Source organism: Actinocrinis sp., assembly GCF_035650855.1.
Classification (GTDB): Bacteria; Actinomycetota; Actinomycetes; order Streptomycetales; family Catenulisporaceae; genus Actinocrinis.
This window is the reverse complement of record NZ_DASRGV010000176.1, coordinates 1-19,483: the sequence shown is the minus strand read 5'-3', so window position 1 is coordinate 19,483 and position 19,483 is coordinate 1. Positions and strand designations below refer to the sequence as shown.

The following is a 19,483-nucleotide window of genomic DNA, read 5'->3' as shown; positions in this document are numbered from 1 at the left end:
TCGCGGCGGTGTCCGAATCGTGGACGTCGGCGGGGTCGGGTGGCCGTGGCCCGCCGCAGTCGGCTACGGTGGGTTTCCTATGTACGCCAAGCGGCTGCTTCTTACCTGCCGCGGCGGGGGTCTGTAGACCACAGACCGGCACCCCCGCCGCGGTGATGGTCGTTGCTTTCGTTTCGTCTTTCCGCCGGTCGTTTCCCCCCGACAGGCGATGGAGACCAAGCAACATGACCGAGCAAGCGACCGTGAGCGGCAATCCCGGCGTCGACTATCCGGACACGGCACAGCAGCCCTCTGGCATGCCGATCCACAAGTACGTACCCTTCGCGCCCATTGCGCTGCCCGATCGCACCTGGCCGGACAAGGTCATCACCCAGGCCCCGCGCTGGTGCGCGGTAGACCTGCGTGACGGCAACCAAGCCCTGATCGACCCGATGTCGCCGGCGCGCAAGCTGGAGATGTTCGACCTGCTGGTGCGGATGGGCTACAAGGAGATCGAGGTCGGCTTCCCGGCGGCCAGCCAGACCGACTTCGACTTCATCCGGCAGATCATCGAGGAGGGCCGGATCCCCGACGACGTGGTGATCCAGGTCCTAACCCAGGCCCGCGAGCACCTGATCGAGCGGACCTTCGAGTCGATCCGCGGGGCCAAGCGGGCGATCGTGCACCTGTACAACTCCACCTCCACCCTGCAGCGCCGGGTCGTCTTCGGCCTGGACCGCGAGGGCATCAAGGAGATCGCGGTGGAGGGCGCGCGGCTGTGCCGCAAGTACGCCGAGCAACTGTGTTCGACTCCTGGCTCTGAGACGGAGGTGCTGTTCGAGTACTCGCCCGAGTCGTACACGGGCACCGAGCTGGACTTCGCGGTCGAGGTCTGCGACGCCGTCAACGACGTGTGGCAGCCGACCCCGGACCGCAAGGTGATCATCAACCTGCCGGCGACCGTCGAGATGGCGACCCCGAACGTCTACGCCGACTCGATCGAGTGGATGAACCGGCACCTGAAGTACCGCGACTCGGTGGTCCTGTCGCTGCACCCGCACAACGACCGCGGTACCGCAGTCGCGGCTGCGGAGCTGGGCTACCAGGCCGGGGCCGACCGCATCGAGGGCTGCCTGTTCGGCAACGGCGAGCGCACGGGCAACGTATGCCTGGTGACCCTGGGCATGAATCTGTTCTCGCAGGGCATCGACCCGCAAATCGACTTCAGCGGCATCGACGAGATCCGTCGCACCGTCGAGTACTGCAACCAGCTGCCGGTGCACCCGCGGCACCCGTACGGCGGCGACCTGGTCTACACGGCCTTCTCCGGCTCGCACCAGGACGCGATCAAGAAGGGCTTCGAGCACCTGGAGCGGGACGCGGCCGCGGCCGGCAAGACCGTGGACGAGATTCTGTGGGCGGTGCCCTACCTGCCCATCGACCCGAAGGACGTCGGCCGCACCTACGAGGCCGTGATCCGGGTCAACTCGCAGTCCGGCAAGGGCGGCGTCGCCTACATCATGAAGACCGACCACCAGCTCGACCTGCCGCGCCGCCTGCAGATCGAGTTCTCGCAGGTGGTCCAGGCCAAGACGGACGCGGACGGCGGCGAGGTCAGCCCGGCGCAGATGTGGGCGGTCTTCGCCGACGAGTACCTGCCCGTGGACGACGCGCCGTGGGGCCGGTTCCGGCTGGCCGGGCACCGCAACGAGGCGTCGAGCGACGGCAAGGACGTGCTCTCGGTGGACTTGGTCGTCGACGGCGCGAAGCAGACCGTCGAGGCCACCGGTAACGGCCCGATCGACGCGTTCGTCAGCGCACTGACCGGGTTCGGCGTCGAGATGCGTTTCCTCGACTACGCCGAGCACGCGCTGTCCGCGGGCGGCGACGCGAAGGCGGCCGCGTATGTGGAGTGCGCGATCGGCGACCGCGTGCTGTGGGGCGTAGGCATCGACGCGAACATCGTCACCGCCTCGCTGAAGGCAGTCGTATCCGCGGTAAACCGCGCGGTGCGGTAACACTTCGCATCCCCTGCTTGGCTGGGGCGTGTCATCGATCCCTTATGGACGCCCCGCGGCGCTTAAGGTAGGCGATCCCTTCCCACACCGCCGTCGGAACCAATACGCTGACGGGTCGCGTCATCGGGGCGCGACTGATCTCAGTTCGTCGGGCGCGGCCGCTGCGACCGCGCCCGACGTGCTTGCCGGCCCACATTCTTCGCGCACAGGGGGTAAGTCCGTGTTCTTCCTCATCTGGGGGTTCAAGGTCCGTTTCAAGGTGCTCGACCACGGCACCTTCTTCTGCCCGCGCTGCGGCGGCGACCGCCCCTACGAGCGCCGGCAGGCCAGGCGCTGGTTCCACCTGTACTACATCCCGATGATCCCGGCCGCGGTCCTCGGCGAGCAGATCCGCTGTGACGTGTGCCAGACCTCGTTCACCGAGTCGGTGCTCAGCCGGCCGACCTCCAGCCAGCTGTCCGCGCTGCTGATCGACGCGGCGCGGGGCACCATCGTGCACGTGCTGCGGACCGGCTCCATCCACTCGCCGGCCGCGCGCGAAGCCGCGGTCACCGAGGTCGGCCGCGCCGGGCTGCCCTCCTACACCGACGAGAACCTGACCGCCGACCTCGACGTCGTCCCCGGCGACCTCTCGCAGCTGTACGCCTCGCTCAGCCCGCAGCTGGCCGACACCGGCAAGGAGTCGCTGCTCGGTGCGGCCGCCCGGGTCGCCCTCGCCGACGGCCCGCTCACCGACCTGGAGCGCCAGGTGCTGGTCTCGACCGGCGCGTCACTCGGCATGACCGCGACACACACCGCAGGCGTCATCGCTCTCGCTGAGCAGGCCGCCCGCGCGTAACGCAACGAGAGCCGTACAACCGGCCGCCGATGTCACCGAGTGTGTGGCGTCGGCGGCTTGTCTTGTGCGGTAACGCAGCTCGGCTAGACCGATCGATGGTGCGTCTGGTCGGCTCGGTGTGGAGGTTGCGTGCAGAAGGGCCACAGGGACCCGCAGACCGCGCGCGACATGCGAGAATCAGCGGGTGAGCCTGCATCGCGCCGACGGGATCGTCCTGCGCACCCAGAAGCTGGGTGAGGCGGATCGGATCATCACGATCCTGACCCGCGAGCAGGGCCGCGTCCGGCTGGTGGCCAAGGGCGTGCGGCGCACCACCTCGAAGTTCGGCGCCCGTCTCGAACCCTTCGCGCACGTGGACTTCCAGGTCTTCTCCAAGCACAACCGCTCGCTCGACATGATCACCCAGGCCGAGACGATCGCGCCGTACGGCGAGCGGATCGTGAGCGACTACAGCCGCTACACCGCCGGCACCGCGATGCTCGAGACGGCCGAACGCCTCACCGACGCCGAGGGCGAGCCGGCCGTCCAGCAGTACCTGCTGCTGCTCGGCGGGCTGCGCGCGCTCACAGCAGGAGAGCACGCGCCGGGCCTGGTGCTCGACGCGTTCATACTGCGGTCGATGGCTGTGGCTGGTTACGCACCCTCGTTCCACGACTGCGCGCAGTGTGGAGCCGAGCCGGCGGATAACGCACCGTGGCGCTTCTTCGCCGTGCCCGCCGGGGGAGTGGTGTGCCCTTCGTGTAAGCCGCCCGCCTCTGCGGTACCACAGCGAGCCACGCTCGACCTGCTCGGTGCGTTGCTCGCGGGGGAGTGGGAGGTCGCGGACGCGAGCGAGGAACGGCATCGGCGCGAGGGCAGCGGACTGGTAGCGGCCTACCTGCAGTGGCACGTCGAGCGTGGGCTAAGGTCGCTGCGACTGGTGGAACGGTAAGGGAATCGAAGTGCGACGCAAGATCCAATCGGCCTTTTCGACCGGCCCGCGCGGCCCGCGGACGTACCGCGACCCGAAGCCGCACAAGGACGGCGCGGAGCCGCCGAAGATCCCGGCCGAGTTGGTGCCCAAGCATGTGGCGATCGTCATGGACGGCAACGGACGCTGGGCCAAGGCGCGCAACCTGCCGCGCATCAATGGCCACGAGGAAGGCGAGAAGTCGCTCTTTGACGTGGTCGAGGGCGCGGTACAGATCGGCGTGACGCACATCAGCGCGTACGCGTTCTCCACCGAGAACTGGAAGCGCTCGCCGGACGAGGTGCGCTGGCTGATGGGCTTCAACCGGCTCACGATCCGCCGCCGGATCGACGAGATGGACGAGCTCGGCGTGCGCATCCGGTGGGCCGGGCGGCGTCCGCGGCTGTGGAAGTCCGTCATCGACGAGCTGGAGATGGCCGAGGAGCGCACCAAGTACAACGACCGCTTCACGCTGACGATGTGCGTGAACTACGGCGGCCGCGCGGAACTCGCGGACGCCGCGGCGGCCATGGCGCGTGACGCGGTAGCCGGCAAGCTGAACCCGAACCGCATCGACGAGCGCACGCTGGCCCGCTACCTCGACGAACCGGACCTGCCGGACGTGGACCTGTTCCTGCGCTCCTCCGGCGAGCAGCGCACGTCGAACTTCATGCTGTGGCAGGCCGCCTACGCGGAGATGGTGTTCCTCGACACGCTCTGGCCGGACTTCGACCGGCGCGACCTGTGGCGGGCCATCGAGATCTACGCGGAGCGGGACCGCCGTTTCGGCGGCGCTATTCCCAACGCGGTCGTCTGACGGCCCATTAATTCAAATTCTCCGAAATACCCGCCGTATTAGGCTCGCATAATTTTCGGCGAGAAACAGCCCTTTGCGCATTGACGCGCCTACCGCGTCCTGCGAAAGTTGAGTCATGAATTCCGGCGTGCGCCTTGTGGCCCGCCTGCACGTCGATCTGCGACGGCAGGCCAGCGCCGTCTGTTGCGCCTCGCGGTAAGCCCGCGCGACAGATCCGCACGACGGTCCGGCGGTGAACGCACCCGCCGTGCCGTGCCCTCTTCTCTTTCATCTTCTCTTCCATCCCGCGCCGACAAAACCCTGATGATCGGGTGTCCGTTTGCCGTCGGCGCGCCACACCTTCCCGGAAGGCAGATCACGCATGAGCACAGTCCTGGCCCTGAGCGGAAGTCCGTCCGGCACATCCCGAACCGTCGCTGCGGTTCGCGGCGCACTCGACCTACTCGCCGACCGCGGCTATCAGGTACGGCACGTCGCGGTACGCGACCTGCCCGCTGCCGAACTGCTCGCCGCAGACACCAGGCATCCCCAGATAAACGGGGTACTGACGGAAGTCGCCCAGGCGGATGGTGTGATCATCGCGACGCCGATCTACAAGGCCTCGTACACCGGCGTGATCAAGGCGCTTCTGGACGTGCTGCCGCAGCACGGTCTGCGCGGTAAGGCAGTCCTTCCGCTGGCCACCGGCGGCACGCTCGCGCACCTGCTCGCGGTCGACTACGCGCTGCGGCCGGTGCTGGCGGCGCTCGGTGCGCGACACGTCGTGTCGGGCACGTTCCTGCTCGACTCGGCTTTCGTCAGCGGCCCCGCCGAGCCCGGCCACCCGCCGCTGCGTTACGGTCTGGCCCCCGACGCCGAACTGCGCTTGACCGATGCGATCGCCGAGTTCGCCGCCGCGCTGCCGGCGCCTTCGCTGGACGACGAGGTCGCCGCGCTGACGAACAGGTAGCCCGAGGGCCGCTGCGTAACCCGGTCGCCCTTAATCCGTTGCAGGGCTGAGCACAGCCCGGACATGCTCGGGCAATGGGAACAGAAGAAGAGACTCTGCCGGAAGAGACCCTGCCGGAGGAAACACTGCCGGAAGAAACACTGCCGCCGGCCCTCGCCCCCGACGTCGGACCACCCGAGCGCATCGAGGTCGAGGGCCTGGTCCTGCGCCGCTGGACCTCGGACGACCTCCAGGCCCGCTTCGAGGCGATCAGCGCATCGTATGAACACCTGCACGCGTGGATGGACTGGATTCCCGAGCCGCCCACGCTGGAGGGGCAGCGCGCCTGGGACGAGCTGCGCGGCGTCGGGTGGCTCGGCGAGGACAGCTTCAACTACGGCATCTTCGACGCGGCGGACGGGACGGTTCTCGGCGCGATAGGCGCGCATGACCGCCTCGGCCCGGGCGCCTTGGAGATCGGCTACTGGTGCCATGTCGCGCACACCGGCAAGGGCGTGATCACCCGCGCCGCCCGCGCGCTGACCCGGATCCTGCTCGAACTCGACGGGATCGAACGGGTCGAGATCCACTGCGACGAGGCCAACACGCGCAGCGCCGCCGTGCCCAGAAGGCTCGGCTACCGGCTCGACCGGATCGAGGACGACGGAATCCACGCGCCCAACGAATCAGGCCGTGGCATGGTCTGGATCAAGGAGCGGGAGCGCTCTGCGTAGAGCGTCGGCCGGACGGCGCTGCTCATGCGCTGCTAATGCTCCGCGCACTGCGCGCACGTACCGAAGATCTCCAGCGTGTGAGCGACGTCCGTGAACCCGTGCTCGGCGGCGATCCGGTCAGCCCAGGACTCCACGGCCGGGCCCTCGACCTCTACCGTCTTACCGCAACTGCGGCACACCAGGTGATGGTGATGGCTGCCCGAGGTGCATCTGCGGTAGACCGCTTCTCCGTCGTCGGTGCGTACTACGTCCACCGCACCGGCGTCGGCGAGCGACTGGAGGGTGCGGTACACCGTGGTCAGGCCCACCGAATCACCGCGGTGCTTGAGCCGGTCATGCAGTTGCTGCGCCGACTGGAAGTCGTCGGTTTCCTCCAGGAGCGCGGTCACAGCAGCCCGCTGCCGGGTCGAACGGCCGGGTGCGGGCACGGACGGGCGCAGCCCGCTGCTCTCGGTCTCGCTCATCGCCGGTACTCCTTGCTACGGGTGAATCTCCCCCAAAACTACCCCTGGCGCGGCTGCGCGCGCCCGAGCCATTGTGCCATCGCGCGCCTTTCCACGCGCTCGGCCGAACGGGCGGAGCCGGTGCGTTATTCCGGAACCATTGTGTTATTCCGGGCCTGCCGCGTTACCCGACGGCGTAACCACTCGCTCGGTGAGCACAGCCGGATGCGTATGGCCGCTCACCACACTCGTATCGCGCGCTCCCGCCCGCCGCGTGGAACGCGTTGGCAACCCGGCGCTCACCCTCGGTACGCTTTCCCCCTTGGTTGACCGCACACCAGCCGGGTGTGATGGCGAACAGAGCAGACAAGAGAGCACACCGTGCCCGCCGACAAGATCGACACCATCGTCCGCCTGGCAAAGGCGCGCGGCATCGTCTTCCCCTCCAGCGAGATCTACGGCGGCTCCCGCGCCGCCTACGACTACGGTCCGCTCGGCGTGGAGCTGAAGGAGAACGTCAAGCGCCAGTGGTGGCAGTCGATGGTGCGCGGCCGTGAGGACGTGGTCGGGCTCGACTCCTCGGTCATCCTGGCCCGCGAGGTCTGGGAGGCCTCCGGGCACGTCAAGGAGTTCGCCGACCCGCTGACCGAGTGCCTCTCCTGCCACAAGCGCTGGCGCGCCGACCACCTGGAGGAGGCGTACGAGGCCAAGCACAAGCACGCCCCCGAGCACGGCCTCGCCGACGTCAACTGCCCCAACTGCGGCAACAAGGGCCAGTTCACCGAGCCGAAGATGTTCAACGGGATGCTCAGCACCCACCTCGGCCCGGTCCAGGACGGCTCCGGCCTGCACTACCTGCGCCCGGAGACCGCGCAGGGCATCTTCGTGTCCTACAAGAACGTCTTCGAGACCGCGCGCAAGAAGATCCCGTTCGGCATCGGCCAGATGGGCAAGTCCTTCCGCAACGAGATCACCCCGGGCAACTTCATCTTCCGCACCCGCGAGTTCGAGCAGATGGAGATGGAGTTCTTCGTCAAGCCCGGCGAGGACGAGAAGTGGCACGAGTACTGGCTGGAAGAGCGCTGGAACTGGTACACCGGCCTCGGCATCGATCCGGCCAACCTGCGCTTCTTCGAGCACCCGAAGGAGAAGCTGTCGCACTACTCGAAGCGGACCGTGGACATCGAGTACCGGTTCAACTTCGGCGGCAGCGAGTTCTCCGAGCTCGAGGGCATCGCCAACCGCACCGACTTCGACCTGACCACGCACTCGAAGCACTCGGGCCAGGACCTGTCCTACTTCGACCAGGCGAACAACGAGCGGTTCACCCCGTTCGTCATCGAGCCGGCGGCAGGCGTTAACCGGTGCATGCTCGCGTTCCTCATCGATGCGTATACGGAGGACGAGGCGCCTAACGCCAAGGGCGTGATGGAGAAGCGCACGGTGCTCAAGCTCGACCGCAGGCTCGCGCCGGTGAAGGTCGCCGTGCTGCCGCTCTCGCGCAACGCCGACCTCTCGCCGAAGGCCCGGGGGCTGGCCGACTCGCTGCGCTGCAACTGGAACGTCGACTTCGACGACGCGCAGGCGATCGGCCGCCGCTACCGCCGCCAGGACGAGATTGGCACGCCGTTCTGCGTGACGGTCGACTTCGACACCCTCGAGGACAACGCGGTGACGGTTCGGGAGCGCGACACGATGGAGCAGGAGCGGGTCTCGCTCGACCAGGTCGAGTCGTACCTCGGCGCCCGGCTGATCGGCTGCTGACAGGCCGCTGATCGCTGTTCGCTGATTCGGCGGGAAGCCGATCCGTCGGATCGTCAGATCAGAATGGCGGACCGCAACGGATCACGCTGAGACTGCTCACGCTGAGACTGGGTTGTTTCAAGGCGTCATTTCGAAGCCGGGCACTTCGGCGAGTGTCCGGCCTCGGTCATGTCCGAGACCTTCCACCGGCCGTCGGATGAGCGGGTCAGCGTGAGCGTGGTGAAGGTGCCCGGTGTGTTCGCCCGCTGCACCGCCGGGCCCACGACGTGTGTCTTCGCGTCGCCGCGCATGACGTGGCGCCAGTTCGTGCAGAAGGAAACGGTCGCCTTCCCGGCGGCGTTCGGCGGGGAGTAGGTCGTGTTCGACACGACTAGCACGCCGACCGGCTGCTGATGCTTCCCGGACCAGGCTGACACGTCATGCCTTATGGCCGTCAACGCGGCACCGGACCAGTACGCGGACAGCAGCGGGTCGTTCGCGCCTGTGCCGTATTCGGCGTGCAGCTGAGCACGCACCGACTGCTGCACCGTGTAGAGCACCTGATGCTCGATCTTGTTCGTCGGGTGCGGATGCTTAAAGGCCAGGCCCATGGTGGTAGGCAGCGTGATCCGCTCGTCGAGCGGCGCTGCTACTGCGGTCGGGCTCATATCCGGTGTCGGCCGGGGTGCGGACGCACAACCCGCGACAGCACCCAGCGGGGCGAGCATCAGCAATGCCGCCGCCGTTCTTCGCACAGACCTCTGGCCCGCCACGTCATTCACCAGTCCCCAGTCCCCGTGTGCCCGAATCGCTCAGCGTAGTGAACTGCCCGCCAAGGGTAGTCATATGCGGCTGAACACGAACCAATAGTGCCTCAGGGCGTGTTACTAGGGCGTGGGGATTTCCGTTGCGGCGGCAGTGTCCTCGGCGGCGATCAGGTTGCTCTCGACGACGCCCTGACCGCCCTGGGCAGCGGTGGGCGCTGTTACCGCAGCCATCGCCGCACCAACGATGCCCGCAGTGTTAGCAAGCTGCGCCGCGACGATCTCGGCTCGCAGTTTCAGCCTCGGCAGGAAGCTGTCCGCGTGCTTCGACACGCCGCCGCCGATGATGATCAGATCCGGACTGAACAGCGCCTCGACGTGGGAGAGGTACTCCTGCACCCGCTTGGCCCACTTCTCCCAGCTCAGCTTCTTCTCGTCACGCACCCGGGCGGACGCGCGCCGCTCGGCGTCCTTGCCGCGGATCTCCAGGTGCCCGAACTCGGTGTTCGGCACCAGCAGCCCGTCGACGAAAAGCGCCGAACCGATCCCGGTGCCGAACGTGAGCATCAACACCACGCCGTCGCGGCCGCGACCAGCACCATGCGCCATCTCCGCCACACCGGCGGCGTCCGCATCGTTGAGCACCCGTGGCGCCAAGCCGCCCGCCCCCTGCGATACGCCGTCGCCCTGCGATGGGTCACCATAACCGCGCAGCACGCGCGCGAACAGGGCAGCTGCGTCAACGCCGATCCACTCAGGTTCCATGTTGGCTGCGGTACGCACCGTGCCGCGCGTTACGACGCCGGGGAACGTGACACCGACCGGCCCACTCCACGCGAAGTGCGCGGCGACCTCCCCGGCTTTCTCCGCCACGGCCTCCGGTAGCGCCGGCCGGGGCGTCTCCAACCGGAACCGCTCGGCGGTCGGCTCTCCGGTCTCGGTGTCCACCGGGGCGGCCTTGATCCCCGAGCCACCGATGTCGATGCCCAATGCCAGCACGGCTACCACCCTTCCACGGTCAAGCAGGGACCGGAGTCTGGGACAATGGATCGGTTCAACGCCCGTCGAAAGCCCAGCATCCGAGGTCTATTAGATGCCCGTAGCGCACCAGCCGCTCGCGATCGGCCCCTATCAGGTCTGGCCGCCGGTGGTTCTCGCCCCGATGGCGGGCATCACCAACCCGCCGTTTCGCGCGTTGTGCCGCGAGCAGTCGGAGAGCCGCGTGCCGGAGCCGGCCGCCGAACGCCCGGCCGGGCTGTTCGTGTGCGAGATGGTGACCACCGTCGGACTGGTCGAGCGCAACCCCAAGACCCGCAAGATGATCCACTTCGAGCCGAACGAGCAGCCGCGCTCGGTGCAGCTCTACGGAGTGGACCCCGACTACGTCGGCCGCGCGGTGCGCATCGTCGCGGAGGAAGACCTCGCCGACCACATCGACCTGAACTTCGGCTGCCCTGTCCCTAAGGTCACTCGGCGCGGAGGAGGGTGCGCCCTTCCGTACCACCGCGTTCTGTTCCGCAACATCGTGCACGCCGCGGTGCGTAACGCGGGCGCGTTGCCCGTAACCGTCAAGATGCGCGTCGGCATTGACCCGCAGCACGAGACATACCTTGAAGCGGGCCGCATCGCTGAGGACGAGGGCGTCGCAGCCGTGGCACTGCACGCGCGCACCGGAGCCCAGGGCTACTCGGGTGAGGCCGACTGGGACCGGATTGCCAAGCTCAAGGCCGAGATCAGCAGCATCCCGGTGCTCGGCAACGGCGACATCTGGGAAGGCGCCGACGCGCTGCGCATGATGGCCGAGACCGGCGCGGACGGCGTCGTGGTCGGCCGCGGCTGCCTCGGCCGCCCGTGGCTGTTCGCGGACCTCGCCGCGGCCTTCGTCGGCGGCGAGCGGGTGCGCCCCGACCTCGGCCAGGTCGCCGCGATGATGCGCCGGCACGCGCAGGGCCTGGTCGCCATGCACCGGTCCGACCACGGAGTGCGCGAGTTCCGCAAGCACGTCGCCTGGTACCTCAAGGGTTTTCCGGTCGGCTCCGAGCTGCGCGGCAAGCTGGCCCAGGCCTCGAACCCCGCCGAACTCGACGAGCTGCTGGCCCGCCTCGACCCGACCCAGCCGTGGCCCGAGGCCAACGAGGGCTCGCCGCGCGGACGCAGCCACGCCTCCGAACGCCGCGTCACGCTGCCCTACGGATGGTTGGAGAACCCTGACGATCCGACCCCGCCCACCGGCGCCGAGACCGAGGATTCCGGCGGCTGAGCCCTCGCTGACCTGGCCCTCAGTCGGACCGTCGTTTCGCCGCCGCGGTTCAGGGCATCGGGAGTGCGCCGTCCGGTCGGGTCCGCGGGAGTTATCCACAGGGTGGTCCGTTTCACGCTGACAGTGACGTGACCGGCCGGTACTGTCGATAACAACCAAGAGGGGCGTCGGTCGTGCGGGTCGGCGTCCATTCTCATCTCGCACGCGTTTGAGCTTCAGGGAGCCTCACGTGCCGATTGACACTGCGCCGACCGCTGCGGCGACTGCGACAACCAAATACGTCTACGACTTCACCGAGGGCAACAAGGATCTCAAGGATCTGCTCGGCGGCAAGGGTGCGAACCTCGCCGAGATGACCAACCTCGGACTGCCGGTGCCGCCCGGGTTCACCCTCACCACCGAGGCCTGCCGCGCGTACCTGGCCGACGGCGACGAGCCCGACGGCCTGCGCGCCGAGGTCTCCGAGCACCTGGCCGCGCTCGAGGAGCGGATGGGCCGCAAGCTGGGCGCGAGTGAGGACCCGCTGCTGGTCTCGGTGCGCTCCGGGGCGAAGTTCTCCATGCCCGGCATGATGGAGACCGTCCTGAACATCGGCTTGTCCGATTCTTCCGTCCAGGGGTTGGCCAACGCGGCCGGAGACGAGCGCTTCGCCTGGGACTCCTACCGGCGGCTGATCCAGATGTTCGGCAAGACAGTGCTGGACATCGACGGGGAGCACTTCGAGGACGCGATCGACGCGGCCAAGAAGAACAAGGGCGTCACCAGCGATCTCGACCTGGACGCGGCGGACCTGCGCGAGCTGGTGGAGGCTTACAAGGCGATCGTGCGCGAGCACGCCGGGCGCGAGTTCCCGCAGGAGCCGCGCGAGCAGATGGACCTGGCCATCCGGGCCGTGTTCGACTCCTGGAACACCGAGCGGGCCAAGCTCTACCGCCGCCAGGAGCGCATCCCGCACGACCTGGGCACCGCGGTCAACGTGTGTTCGATGGTGTTCGGCAACCTGGGCCCGGACTCGGGCACCGGCGTCGCCTTCACCCGCGACCCGGCCACCGGCGCGCAGGGCGTCTACGGCGACTACCTGGCCAACGCCCAGGGCGAGGACGTGGTCGCCGGCATCCGCAACACCGTGCCGCTGCAGCAGCTCGAAGAGCTCGACCCGAAGTCCTACCGCGAGCTGATGGACATCATGGCCACCCTGGAGGGCCACTACCGCGACCTGTGCGACATCGAGTTCACCATCGAGCGCGGCAAGCTGTGGATGCTGCAGACCCGGGTGGGCAAGCGCACCGCGGCCGCCGCGTTCCTGATCGCCACCAGCCTGGTGGACGAGGGCGTGATCGACCCGGATGAGGCGGTCGCGCGGGTGAACGGAGCGCAGCTGGCGCAGCTGATGTTCCCGCAGTTCGACACCCGTGGGCAGCACACGCGCATCACCACCGGGATGAACGCCTCTCCGGGCGCGGCGGTCGGTAAGGCGGTGTTCGACTCCTACACGGCGGTCAAATGGTCGCGCTCCGGCGAGCGGGTGATCCTGATCCGCCGCGAGACCAACCCGGACGACCTGAACGGCATGATCGCCGCGCAGGGCATCTTGACCTCGCGCGGCGGCAAGACCTCGCACGCCGCCGTGGTCGCCCGCGGCATGGGCAAGACCTGCGTGTGCGGCGCCGAAGAACTCGACGTGGACACCAAGGCGCGCCGGTTCACCGCCCCCGGCGGGGTCACCGTCGAGGAAGGCGACCTGATCTCGATCGATGGTACCTCCGGCGCGGTCTACCTCGGCGAGGTGCCAGTGCAGGCCTCGCCGGTGGTGGAGTACTTCGAGGGGCGCCTGGGCGCCGACTCACCGCGGGCCGGCGAGCTGGTGCGCTCCGTGCACCGGATCATGACCTGGTCCGACGAGCGCCGCCGGCTCTATATCCGTGCGAACGCGGACAACCCGGAGGACGCCGCCCGCGCCCGCCGCTTCGGCGCCCAGGGCATCGGACTGTGCCGCACCGAGCACATGTTCCTCGGCGAGCGCCGCGCCCTGGTCGAGCGCCTGATCCTGGCCGAGGATGACTCCGAGCGGGTCAAGGTGCTCGAGGAGCTGCTGCCGATGCAGCGCGACGACTTCGTCGCGATCCTCACCGCGATGGGCGGGCTGCCGGTGACCGTGCGGCTGCTGGACCCGCCGCTGCACGAGTTCCTGCCCGACCTGACCGAGCTGTCGGTGCGCGTGGCGGTGGCGGAGGCGCGCGGCGAACAGCACGAGGGCGACCTGCGGCTGCTCCAAGCGGTGCACAAGCTGCACGAGGCCAACCCGATGCTCGGCCTGCGCGGGGTGCGCCTGGGCCTGGTGGTGCCCGGGCTGTTCATCATGCAGGTGCGCGCCCTGGCCGAGGCCGCCGCCCAGGTCGCCAAGGCCGGCGGGGTGGCCCGCATCGAGATCATGGTGCCGCTGGTCGGCGCGGTGCAGGAGCTGGAGATCATCCGCGAGGAGGCCCGCGCGGTGCTCGACGAGGTGCGCGAGACCACCGGCGCCGACATCAGGGCACTGATCGGCACGATGATCGAGCTGCCGCGCGCCGCCCTGACCGCCGGTCAGATCGCCGAGGCCGCCGAGTTCTTCTCCTTCGGCACCAACGACCTGACCCAGACCACCTGGGGCTTCAGCCGCGACGACGTGGAGGCCGCGTTCTTTAGCGCCTACCTGGACAAGGGCATCTTCGGCGTGAGCCCGTTCGAGACGCTGGACCGCGGCGGAGTCGGCCGCCTGGTGCAGATCGCCGCCACCGAGGGCAAGGCCGCGCGCCCGAGCCTGAAGCTGGGCATCTGCGGCGAACACGGCGGCGACCCGGACTCCGTGCACTTCTTCCACAACGTCGGCCTGGACTACGTCTCCTGCTCGCCCTTCCGCGTTCCAGTAGCGCGGCTGGAGGCGGCGCGCGCCGCGGTGCAGCAGAAGCGGGAGGGCCGTGTCGACTGAAAACCGTGCCGGGGCGAGCGACTGACCTGCGCTCCGCGATCGCAGTCGGTCCAGTACCGAGGCGGGTGTTCGGGTCCTATACGGCCCCGAACACCTTCTCGTACGCGAGCGACAGCGCCGAGCCGACGTAGGGCGGGTACAGCGGGATGCCGGTGTACCCGCCGCGTTCGTAGAACCGGATCGCCTCTGGCTGCCCGGTGCCCGTCTCCAGGTAGATGCGCGGCGCTCCCAGTTCCCGGGCCAGCGCCTCGGCCGCTTCGAGCAGCCGGCTCGCCGCCCCGGTGCCGCGCGAGGTCGGCGCGACGTACATCCGCTTGAGTTCGAGGCCGTCGAGCCCTGAGTCGGGATTCGTCTGGAGCGCGCAGCATCCGATCGCGGCGCCTTCCTCGCGCATCAGCAGGAAGCGGATGCCCTCGGTCAGATGGTCATCGCTGTCTGCGCCGACATCGGGATAGCGCGCGCTGAGATCGGCGCGCAGTTCCTGGCGCAGCTTGGCCAACTCCTCGTCGTCCGCCGGCACCGGCTCGATCGTGATCACCTGGCCACGGTAGCGATGGGCCGTTTCCGTGGCATTGCGGTGGTGTAACTCGGCTCTTCCGACGGGTAACCCGTGCTGGCTCGACCTTGTGCGCACTACCGTTGATCCATGACACAGGTCATCAGCGTGCCGGGCTACGGCGACGCGGACGTCGAGCGTTACGCCGTCGAGCCGGCCAGCGAACTCAAGCGCACCGGAGGCGAACGCACCCCCTTCCAACGTGACCGCGCGCGCGTCCTGCACAGCCTCGCCCTGCGCCGCCTCGCCGGAAAGACCCAGGTGGTCGCGCCCGGCGAATCGGACTTCCCGCGCACCAGGCTGACCCACTCGCTGGAAGTCGCCCAGATCGGCCGGGAACTGGCCGGTTCGCTCGGCGCGGACCCCGATCTGGTCGAGGCCGCCTGCCTCGCGCACGACCTCGGCCACCCTCCCTTCGGCCACACCGGCGAGGGCGCGCTCAACGAGGTCACCGGCGCGATCGGCGGCTTCGAAGGCAATGCGCAGAACCTGCGTATCCTCACCCGCCTCGAAGCCAAGGTGGTCCGTGCCGACGGTCGTTCCGTCGGCCTCAACCCGACCCGCGGCCTGCTTGACGCAGCAACCAAATACCCGTGGCCGCGCCGCCCCGATACCGCGAAGTTCGGTGCGTACGCCGACGATCTGCCCGTGTTCTCGTGGCTGCGGATAGGCGCCCCACCCGAGCCGGTCAAGTGTTTCGAAGCGCAGATCATGGACTGGTCCGACGACGTCGCCTACTCCGTGCACGACCTTGAGGACGCGATCTACGCCGGGCACGTCGATCCGAAGGTCCTGTTGATCGACGAGGAACGCGCCGCGCTGTTCGAGCGCTCGCGCGGCTACGCCCCCGACGCCGAGCCCGCAGAACTGGCAGCCGCTCTCGACCGGCTCCAGTCCGTCGAGTGGTGGCCCGCCGAGTACGACCGGTCCTTCTCCGCCCAAGCCCGCCTCAAGCGCGCGGCCAGCGAGCTGATCGGCCGCTTCTGCCTGGCCGTCGTGCACGAGACCCGCGCCGAGTTCGGTCCCGGGCCGCACACGCGGTACAACGCGCAGCTCGTCGTACCGCGCCCGATCCGGCTAGAGAACGCGGTGCTTAAGGCCGTCGCCGCGCGGTACGTCATGGAGACCGAGGCCGCCCTCGCGCTGCGAAAGCAGCAGGCGGCCCTGATCCGCGAACTGGTCGCCCTGCTCGCCGAGCGCCCGGACCAACTCGAGCCGCCCTTCCAGACCTGGTGGTCCGAGGCCCCGGACGACGCCGCGAAGCTGCGCGTCGTGGTCGATCAGATCGCCTCCCTCACCGACGGCTCGGCGCAACGCCTGCACCGTCGCCTTGTCGGGGCCGCCGCGTAGAATCCCGACCATGGCCGGGCGCATCAGGGACGAGGACGTCAAGGCCGTCCGCGACGCGTCCGGAGTGGCCGATGTGATCGGCGAGCACATCCAGCTGCGCTCGGCCGGCGGCGGAAACCTCAAGGGCTTGTGTCCCTTTCACGACGAGAAGTCGCCTTCGTTCAACGTGACCCCGGCCCGCGGCCTGTGGCACTGCTTCGGCTGCGGCGAGGGCGGCGACGTCATCTCGTTCCTGATGAAGCTCGAACACCTCTCCTTCAACGAGGCCGTCGAGCACCTCGCCAAGCGCGCCCGCATCGAGCTGCGGTACGCCGAGGGCGGATACACCAAGCGCACCGAGACCAGCGAACGCGCCCGACTGCTTGAAGCGCACCGCGTCGCGGCCGAGTTCTATCGCGAGCAACTGGACTCGCCCGCAGCCAAGCACGGCCGCGACTTCCTCACCGGCCGCGGCTTCGATTCCGCGGCGCTGGAACGCTTCGGCGTCGGATACGCGCCCGGCGGCTGGGACGCGCTGGTACGGCATCTGCGCGGCCGCGGCTTCACCGACAAGGAGATGCTCACCGGCGGCCTCGCCTCCGAAGGCCGGCGCGGCCCGATCGACCGCTTCCGCGACCGCCTCGTGTGGCCGATCGCCGACATCGGCGGCGAGGTGATCGGCTTCGGCGCGCGCCGGCTCAGCGAGGACAAGGACTCCCCGAAGTACCTCAACACCCCCGAGACCCCGCTCTACAAGAAGTCCTCGGTGCTCTACGGCCTTGACCTGGCCCGCAAGGAGATCGGCAAGCAGGAGCGCGCCGTCGTCGTCGAGGGCTACACCGACGTGATGGCCTGTCACCTGGCCGGCGAGACCACCGCGATCGCCACCTGCGGCACCGCCTTCGGCGAGGAGCACATCAAGATCCTGCGCAGGCTGCTGGCCGACCGCAACCAGTACCTCGGCTGCGAGGTCGTGTTCACCTTCGACGGCGACTCGGCGGGCCAGAAGGCGGCGCTGCGCGCGTTCATGGAGGACCAGCGCTGGGTCACCCAGACCTTCGTGGCCGTGCAGCCGGACGGCATGGACCCGTGCGAGCTGCGGATCGCCCGCGGCGACGCGGCCGTCAGGGACTTGATCTCCGCGCGCATCCCGCTGTTCGAGTTCGCGATCAGGGCCAGGCTCGGCGAGCACAACCTCGAGACTCCCGAGGGCCGGGTGCGTGCCCTGCGTTCCGCCGCGCCCATCGTCGCCTCGATCCACGACCCCGCGCTGCGCCCCGAATACGGCCGCAGGCTCGCGGGTTGGCTGGGCATCGACGACGTACAGCTCGTGCTCTCCGAAGTCCGCCGCGCCGCGCCGTCGGTGAACCGCGCCGCCGCCCGTACAACCGGCTCCCGCGCACAGCCCTCCGCAACCGGTGCCGCCGCCTACGCACCGGCCGGCGGCTCTTCGTCGCCGTCCACGGCGTCCTCGAACGCCGCCCCCAACCCTTTCCTCGCACCGACCGACCCGGCCTCACGTCGCCAGCGTGAAGCCCTCAAGCTCGCATTGCAGTACCCGAAGCTTGCCGGCGGCGCGTTCGACGGCCTCGGCCCGGAGGAGTTCACCTCGCCCGCCTACGCCGCCGTGCACGCGGCCATAGTCGCGGCGGGAGGCGCGTCTGCGGCACTGGATCCGATGCAGTGGCTAAGCAACGTGATCGCCGCAGCGTCCGACGATGCGGTACGAACTCTGATCAACCGGCTCGCCGTCGAACCGCTGATGCTGCGGGAGAACGCCAAGGGCGGCCAATCCGTCGACGCCCGCTACGCCACCGAACTGATCACGCGCATCTGGATCGACGCCGTAGAGCAGCGCCGCGCCGCCACGCTCTCCCGCCTCCAGCGGCTCGATCCGGCCGCGCAGGCCGAGGAATACCTGAAGCTGTCGGTGGAGCTCAACGAGCTGAACATCTTCCGCGCCAAGCTTTTCTCCTCCATCGAGGCTTGATCCACCGGCCGTCGAGGCCGTGATTTCGCGCGCCAGCCCGCGCCACGGCTCGACATCTTTCCGTCACCGTGCCGATACCTGGCGTATCCCCGCCAAATCCATGGATTCGCCGAAGTTCTTGCCCGTCGGGAGGCGCGAAACGGTGCGCGCCGGGGTAGGGGAGGAGTCGTGGAATCCACACCGTGTGGAACCGACCGCGCCGCCGATCCGGCGGGGCGCGGTGCACAAGACGCCAGCGACCGGGAGCTCGGGCACCGTGTGGGGACGAAGAAGTCTCCGGCGGCCCGGCGCGCTGGCCGGTGAAGTGGACGGAGTTCGTATGGACGGCGCCCTCGCACGTGTCATCGTCGGACCCACACCGGGCGGGACCCAGCAGCAGGCCGCGCAGCAGCGCGGCGAGCGGTTCCTGTCCGTGGTCGCTCAGCCACGCGAAGCAACCGCAGAGGTAGTCGAGACCGCGCCGCCGGAAAGCGCGCTGGCCGACACCCAGGAGCTGCCGCTGGCCCGGGTGATGCCGCTGCCGGTCAACCGGGACGCCGCGACCGACACGGTGGAACCCGCCGTCATCGATTCCGGTCCCGGCTCAGGCTCCGGCCAGGATTCCGACGTGGCCGCCGAGGCCGACCCCGACTCCCCGGACGCCGCCCTCGCCGCGCCCGACGGCGCTCGCGCCCGCGAGATCCGGGAGCCCGATCCCGAGGAGCTGGCCGAGACCGAGGCCGAGGAGGAGCCGACCGCGCAGGAGCAGGAGGCCGCCGACGCCCACGTGGCCGCCTGGGCGGACTCCGCCGGCCCCGCGGGTGACCTGTTCCGCCAGTACCTGCGCGAGATCGGCCGCATCCCGCTGCTGACGGCGGTCGAGGAGGTCGAGCTGGCCCGGGCCGTCGAGGCCGGCCTGTTCGCGGACGAGAAGCTGCTGCACTGCTTCGACCTGCGCCCCGAGGACCGCCGGGACCTGCACGTCCTGGTCCTGCACGGCCAGGCGGCGAAGCGGAAGCTGATCGAGGCCAACCTGCGCTTGGTCGTGTCCATCGCGAAGCGGTACATCGGCCGCGGCATGTCCATCCTGGACCTGGTACAGGAAGGCAACCTAGGCCTGATCCGCGCAGTCGAGAAGTTCGACTATGCCCGTGGCTACAAGTTCTCTACGTACGCGACGTGGTGGAT

At 69.0% G+C, this 19,483-nt stretch carries 17 protein-coding genes; 13 read left to right on the top strand and 4 right to left on the bottom strand.

Annotated features, from left to right (window positions below; translation table 11 throughout):
* Window positions 1-224 precede the first annotated feature (224 nt).
* From leuA to VFB40_RS13330, 7 genes are all read left to right on the top strand, one after another.
* Complete coding sequence (gene leuA / locus VFB40_RS13355) at window positions 225-1,997, top strand: 2-isopropylmalate synthase (RefSeq protein ID WP_324850476.1); 1,773 nt, start codon at window positions 225-227, stop codon at window positions 1,995-1,997.
* Between the two features lie 220 nt (window positions 1,998-2,217).
* Window positions 2,218-2,835 (top strand): zinc ribbon domain-containing protein, encoded by a 618-nt coding sequence (locus VFB40_RS13350; protein WP_324850474.1) that lies wholly within the window; start codon window positions 2,218-2,220, stop codon window positions 2,833-2,835.
* A 184-nt stretch (window positions 2,836-3,019) separates the two neighbouring features.
* Window positions 3,020-3,766 (top strand): DNA repair protein RecO, encoded by a 747-nt coding sequence (gene recO, locus VFB40_RS13345; protein WP_324850472.1) that lies wholly within the window; start codon window positions 3,020-3,022, stop codon window positions 3,764-3,766.
* A gap of 10 nt (window positions 3,767-3,776) precedes the next feature.
* A complete protein-coding gene (locus VFB40_RS13340; protein ID WP_324850469.1) occupies window positions 3,777-4,601 on the top strand; it encodes an isoprenyl transferase in 825 nt (274 codons plus the stop codon).
* 115 nt (window positions 4,602-4,716) lie between these two features.
* Entirely contained in the window at window positions 4,717-4,800 is an 84-nt protein-coding gene (locus VFB40_RS28785) for a putative leader peptide (RefSeq protein ID WP_414642088.1), read from the top strand.
* Between the two features lie 162 nt (window positions 4,801-4,962).
* A complete protein-coding gene (gene ssuE / locus VFB40_RS13335; protein WP_324850467.1) occupies window positions 4,963-5,550 on the top strand; it encodes an NADPH-dependent FMN reductase in 588 nt (195 codons plus the stop codon).
* Window positions 5,551-5,624: 74 nt separating this feature from the next.
* Window positions 5,625-6,263: a GNAT family N-acetyltransferase gene (locus VFB40_RS13330; RefSeq protein ID WP_324850465.1), complete on the top strand. Its 639-nt coding sequence runs from the start codon at window positions 5,625-5,627 to the stop codon at window positions 6,261-6,263.
* A gap of 32 nt (window positions 6,264-6,295) precedes the next feature.
* On the opposite strand, the gene VFB40_RS13325 is transcribed toward VFB40_RS13330, so the two are convergent.
* Complete coding sequence (locus tag VFB40_RS13325; RefSeq protein WP_324850464.1) at window positions 6,296-6,727, bottom strand: Fur family transcriptional regulator; 432 nt, start codon at window positions 6,725-6,727, stop codon at window positions 6,296-6,298.
* Window positions 6,728-7,087: 360 nt separating this feature from the next.
* Here VFB40_RS13325 and VFB40_RS13320 point away from each other — a divergent pair, with 360 nt between their 5' ends.
* Window positions 7,088-8,470, top strand: coding sequence for a glycine--tRNA ligase (locus tag VFB40_RS13320; protein WP_324850462.1), 1,383 nt, complete (start codon window positions 7,088-7,090; stop codon window positions 8,468-8,470).
* A 125-nt stretch (window positions 8,471-8,595) separates the two neighbouring features.
* Here VFB40_RS13320 and VFB40_RS13315 read toward each other — a convergent pair whose 3' ends face one another.
* Both VFB40_RS13315 and ppgK read right to left on the bottom strand, forming a co-directional pair.
* Window positions 8,596-9,117, bottom strand: coding sequence for a hypothetical protein (locus VFB40_RS13315; protein WP_324850460.1), 522 nt, complete (start codon window positions 9,115-9,117; stop codon window positions 8,596-8,598).
* A gap of 219 nt (window positions 9,118-9,336) precedes the next feature.
* Complete coding sequence (gene ppgK, locus VFB40_RS13310; protein WP_324850458.1) at window positions 9,337-10,212, bottom strand: polyphosphate--glucose phosphotransferase; 876 nt, start codon at window positions 10,210-10,212, stop codon at window positions 9,337-9,339.
* Between the two features lie 94 nt (window positions 10,213-10,306).
* On the opposite strand from ppgK, the gene dusB reads away from it, so the two are divergent.
* The gene (gene dusB / locus VFB40_RS13305) at window positions 10,307-11,473 is read left to right on the top strand and encodes a tRNA dihydrouridine synthase DusB (RefSeq protein WP_324850456.1); all 1,167 of its coding nucleotides are present in this window, start codon (window positions 10,307-10,309) and stop codon (window positions 11,471-11,473) included.
* A gap of 229 nt (window positions 11,474-11,702) precedes the next feature.
* Window positions 11,703-14,441 carry a pyruvate, phosphate dikinase gene (gene ppdK / locus VFB40_RS13300; RefSeq protein WP_324850454.1) on the top strand — a complete coding sequence of 913 codons (2,739 nt, stop codon included), beginning with the start codon at window positions 11,703-11,705 and terminating at the stop codon, window positions 14,439-14,441.
* Window positions 14,442-14,517: 76 nt separating this feature from the next.
* On the opposite strand, the gene VFB40_RS13295 is transcribed toward ppdK, so the two are convergent.
* A complete protein-coding gene (locus tag VFB40_RS13295) occupies window positions 14,518-14,979 on the bottom strand; it encodes a GNAT family N-acetyltransferase (RefSeq protein ID WP_324850452.1) in 462 nt (153 codons plus the stop codon).
* 108 nt (window positions 14,980-15,087) lie between these two features.
* Here VFB40_RS13295 and VFB40_RS13290 point away from each other — a divergent pair, with 108 nt between their 5' ends.
* From VFB40_RS13290 to VFB40_RS13280, 3 genes are all read left to right on the top strand, one after another.
* Entirely contained in the window at window positions 15,088-16,347 is a 1,260-nt protein-coding gene (locus VFB40_RS13290) for a deoxyguanosinetriphosphate triphosphohydrolase (protein WP_324850450.1), read from the top strand.
* A 10-nt stretch (window positions 16,348-16,357) separates the two neighbouring features.
* On the top strand, window positions 16,358-18,316 hold the full coding sequence (gene dnaG / locus VFB40_RS13285) for a DNA primase (protein WP_324850448.1): 1,959 nt from the start codon (window positions 16,358-16,360) through the stop codon (window positions 18,314-18,316).
* Window positions 18,317-18,827: 511 nt separating this feature from the next.
* On the top strand, window positions 18,828-19,483 hold a 656-nt coding region (locus VFB40_RS13280; protein WP_414642087.1), incomplete at its 3' end, for a sigma-70 family RNA polymerase sigma factor.

Bases quoted from the DNA above. Each gene is read 5' to 3' on its own strand.
- leuA (WP_324850476.1), top strand. From the start codon at position 225: ATGACCGAGCAAGCGACCGTGAGCGGCAATCCCGGCGTCGACTATCCG.
- VFB40_RS28785 (WP_414642088.1), top strand. From the start codon at position 4,717: ATGAATTCCGGCGTGCGCCTTGTGGCCCGCCTGCACGTCGATCTGCGA.
- ssuE (WP_324850467.1), top strand. From the start codon at position 4,963: ATGAGCACAGTCCTGGCCCTGAGCGGAAGTCCGTCCGGCACATCCCGA.
- VFB40_RS13330 (WP_324850465.1), top strand. From the start codon at position 5,625: ATGGGAACAGAAGAAGAGACTCTGCCGGAAGAGACCCTGCCGGAGGAA.
- VFB40_RS13325 (WP_324850464.1), bottom strand. From the start codon at position 6,727: ATGAGCGAGACCGAGAGCAGCGGGCTGCGCCCGTCCGTGCCCGCACCC.
- VFB40_RS13315 (WP_324850460.1), bottom strand. From the start codon at position 9,117: ATGAGCCCGACCGCAGTAGCAGCGCCGCTCGACGAGCGGATCACGCTG.
- dusB (WP_324850456.1), top strand. From the start codon at position 10,307: ATGCCCGTAGCGCACCAGCCGCTCGCGATCGGCCCCTATCAGGTCTGG.
- VFB40_RS13290 (WP_324850450.1), top strand. From the start codon at position 15,088: ATGACACAGGTCATCAGCGTGCCGGGCTACGGCGACGCGGACGTCGAG.
- dnaG (WP_324850448.1), top strand. From the start codon at position 16,358: ATGGCCGGGCGCATCAGGGACGAGGACGTCAAGGCCGTCCGCGACGCG.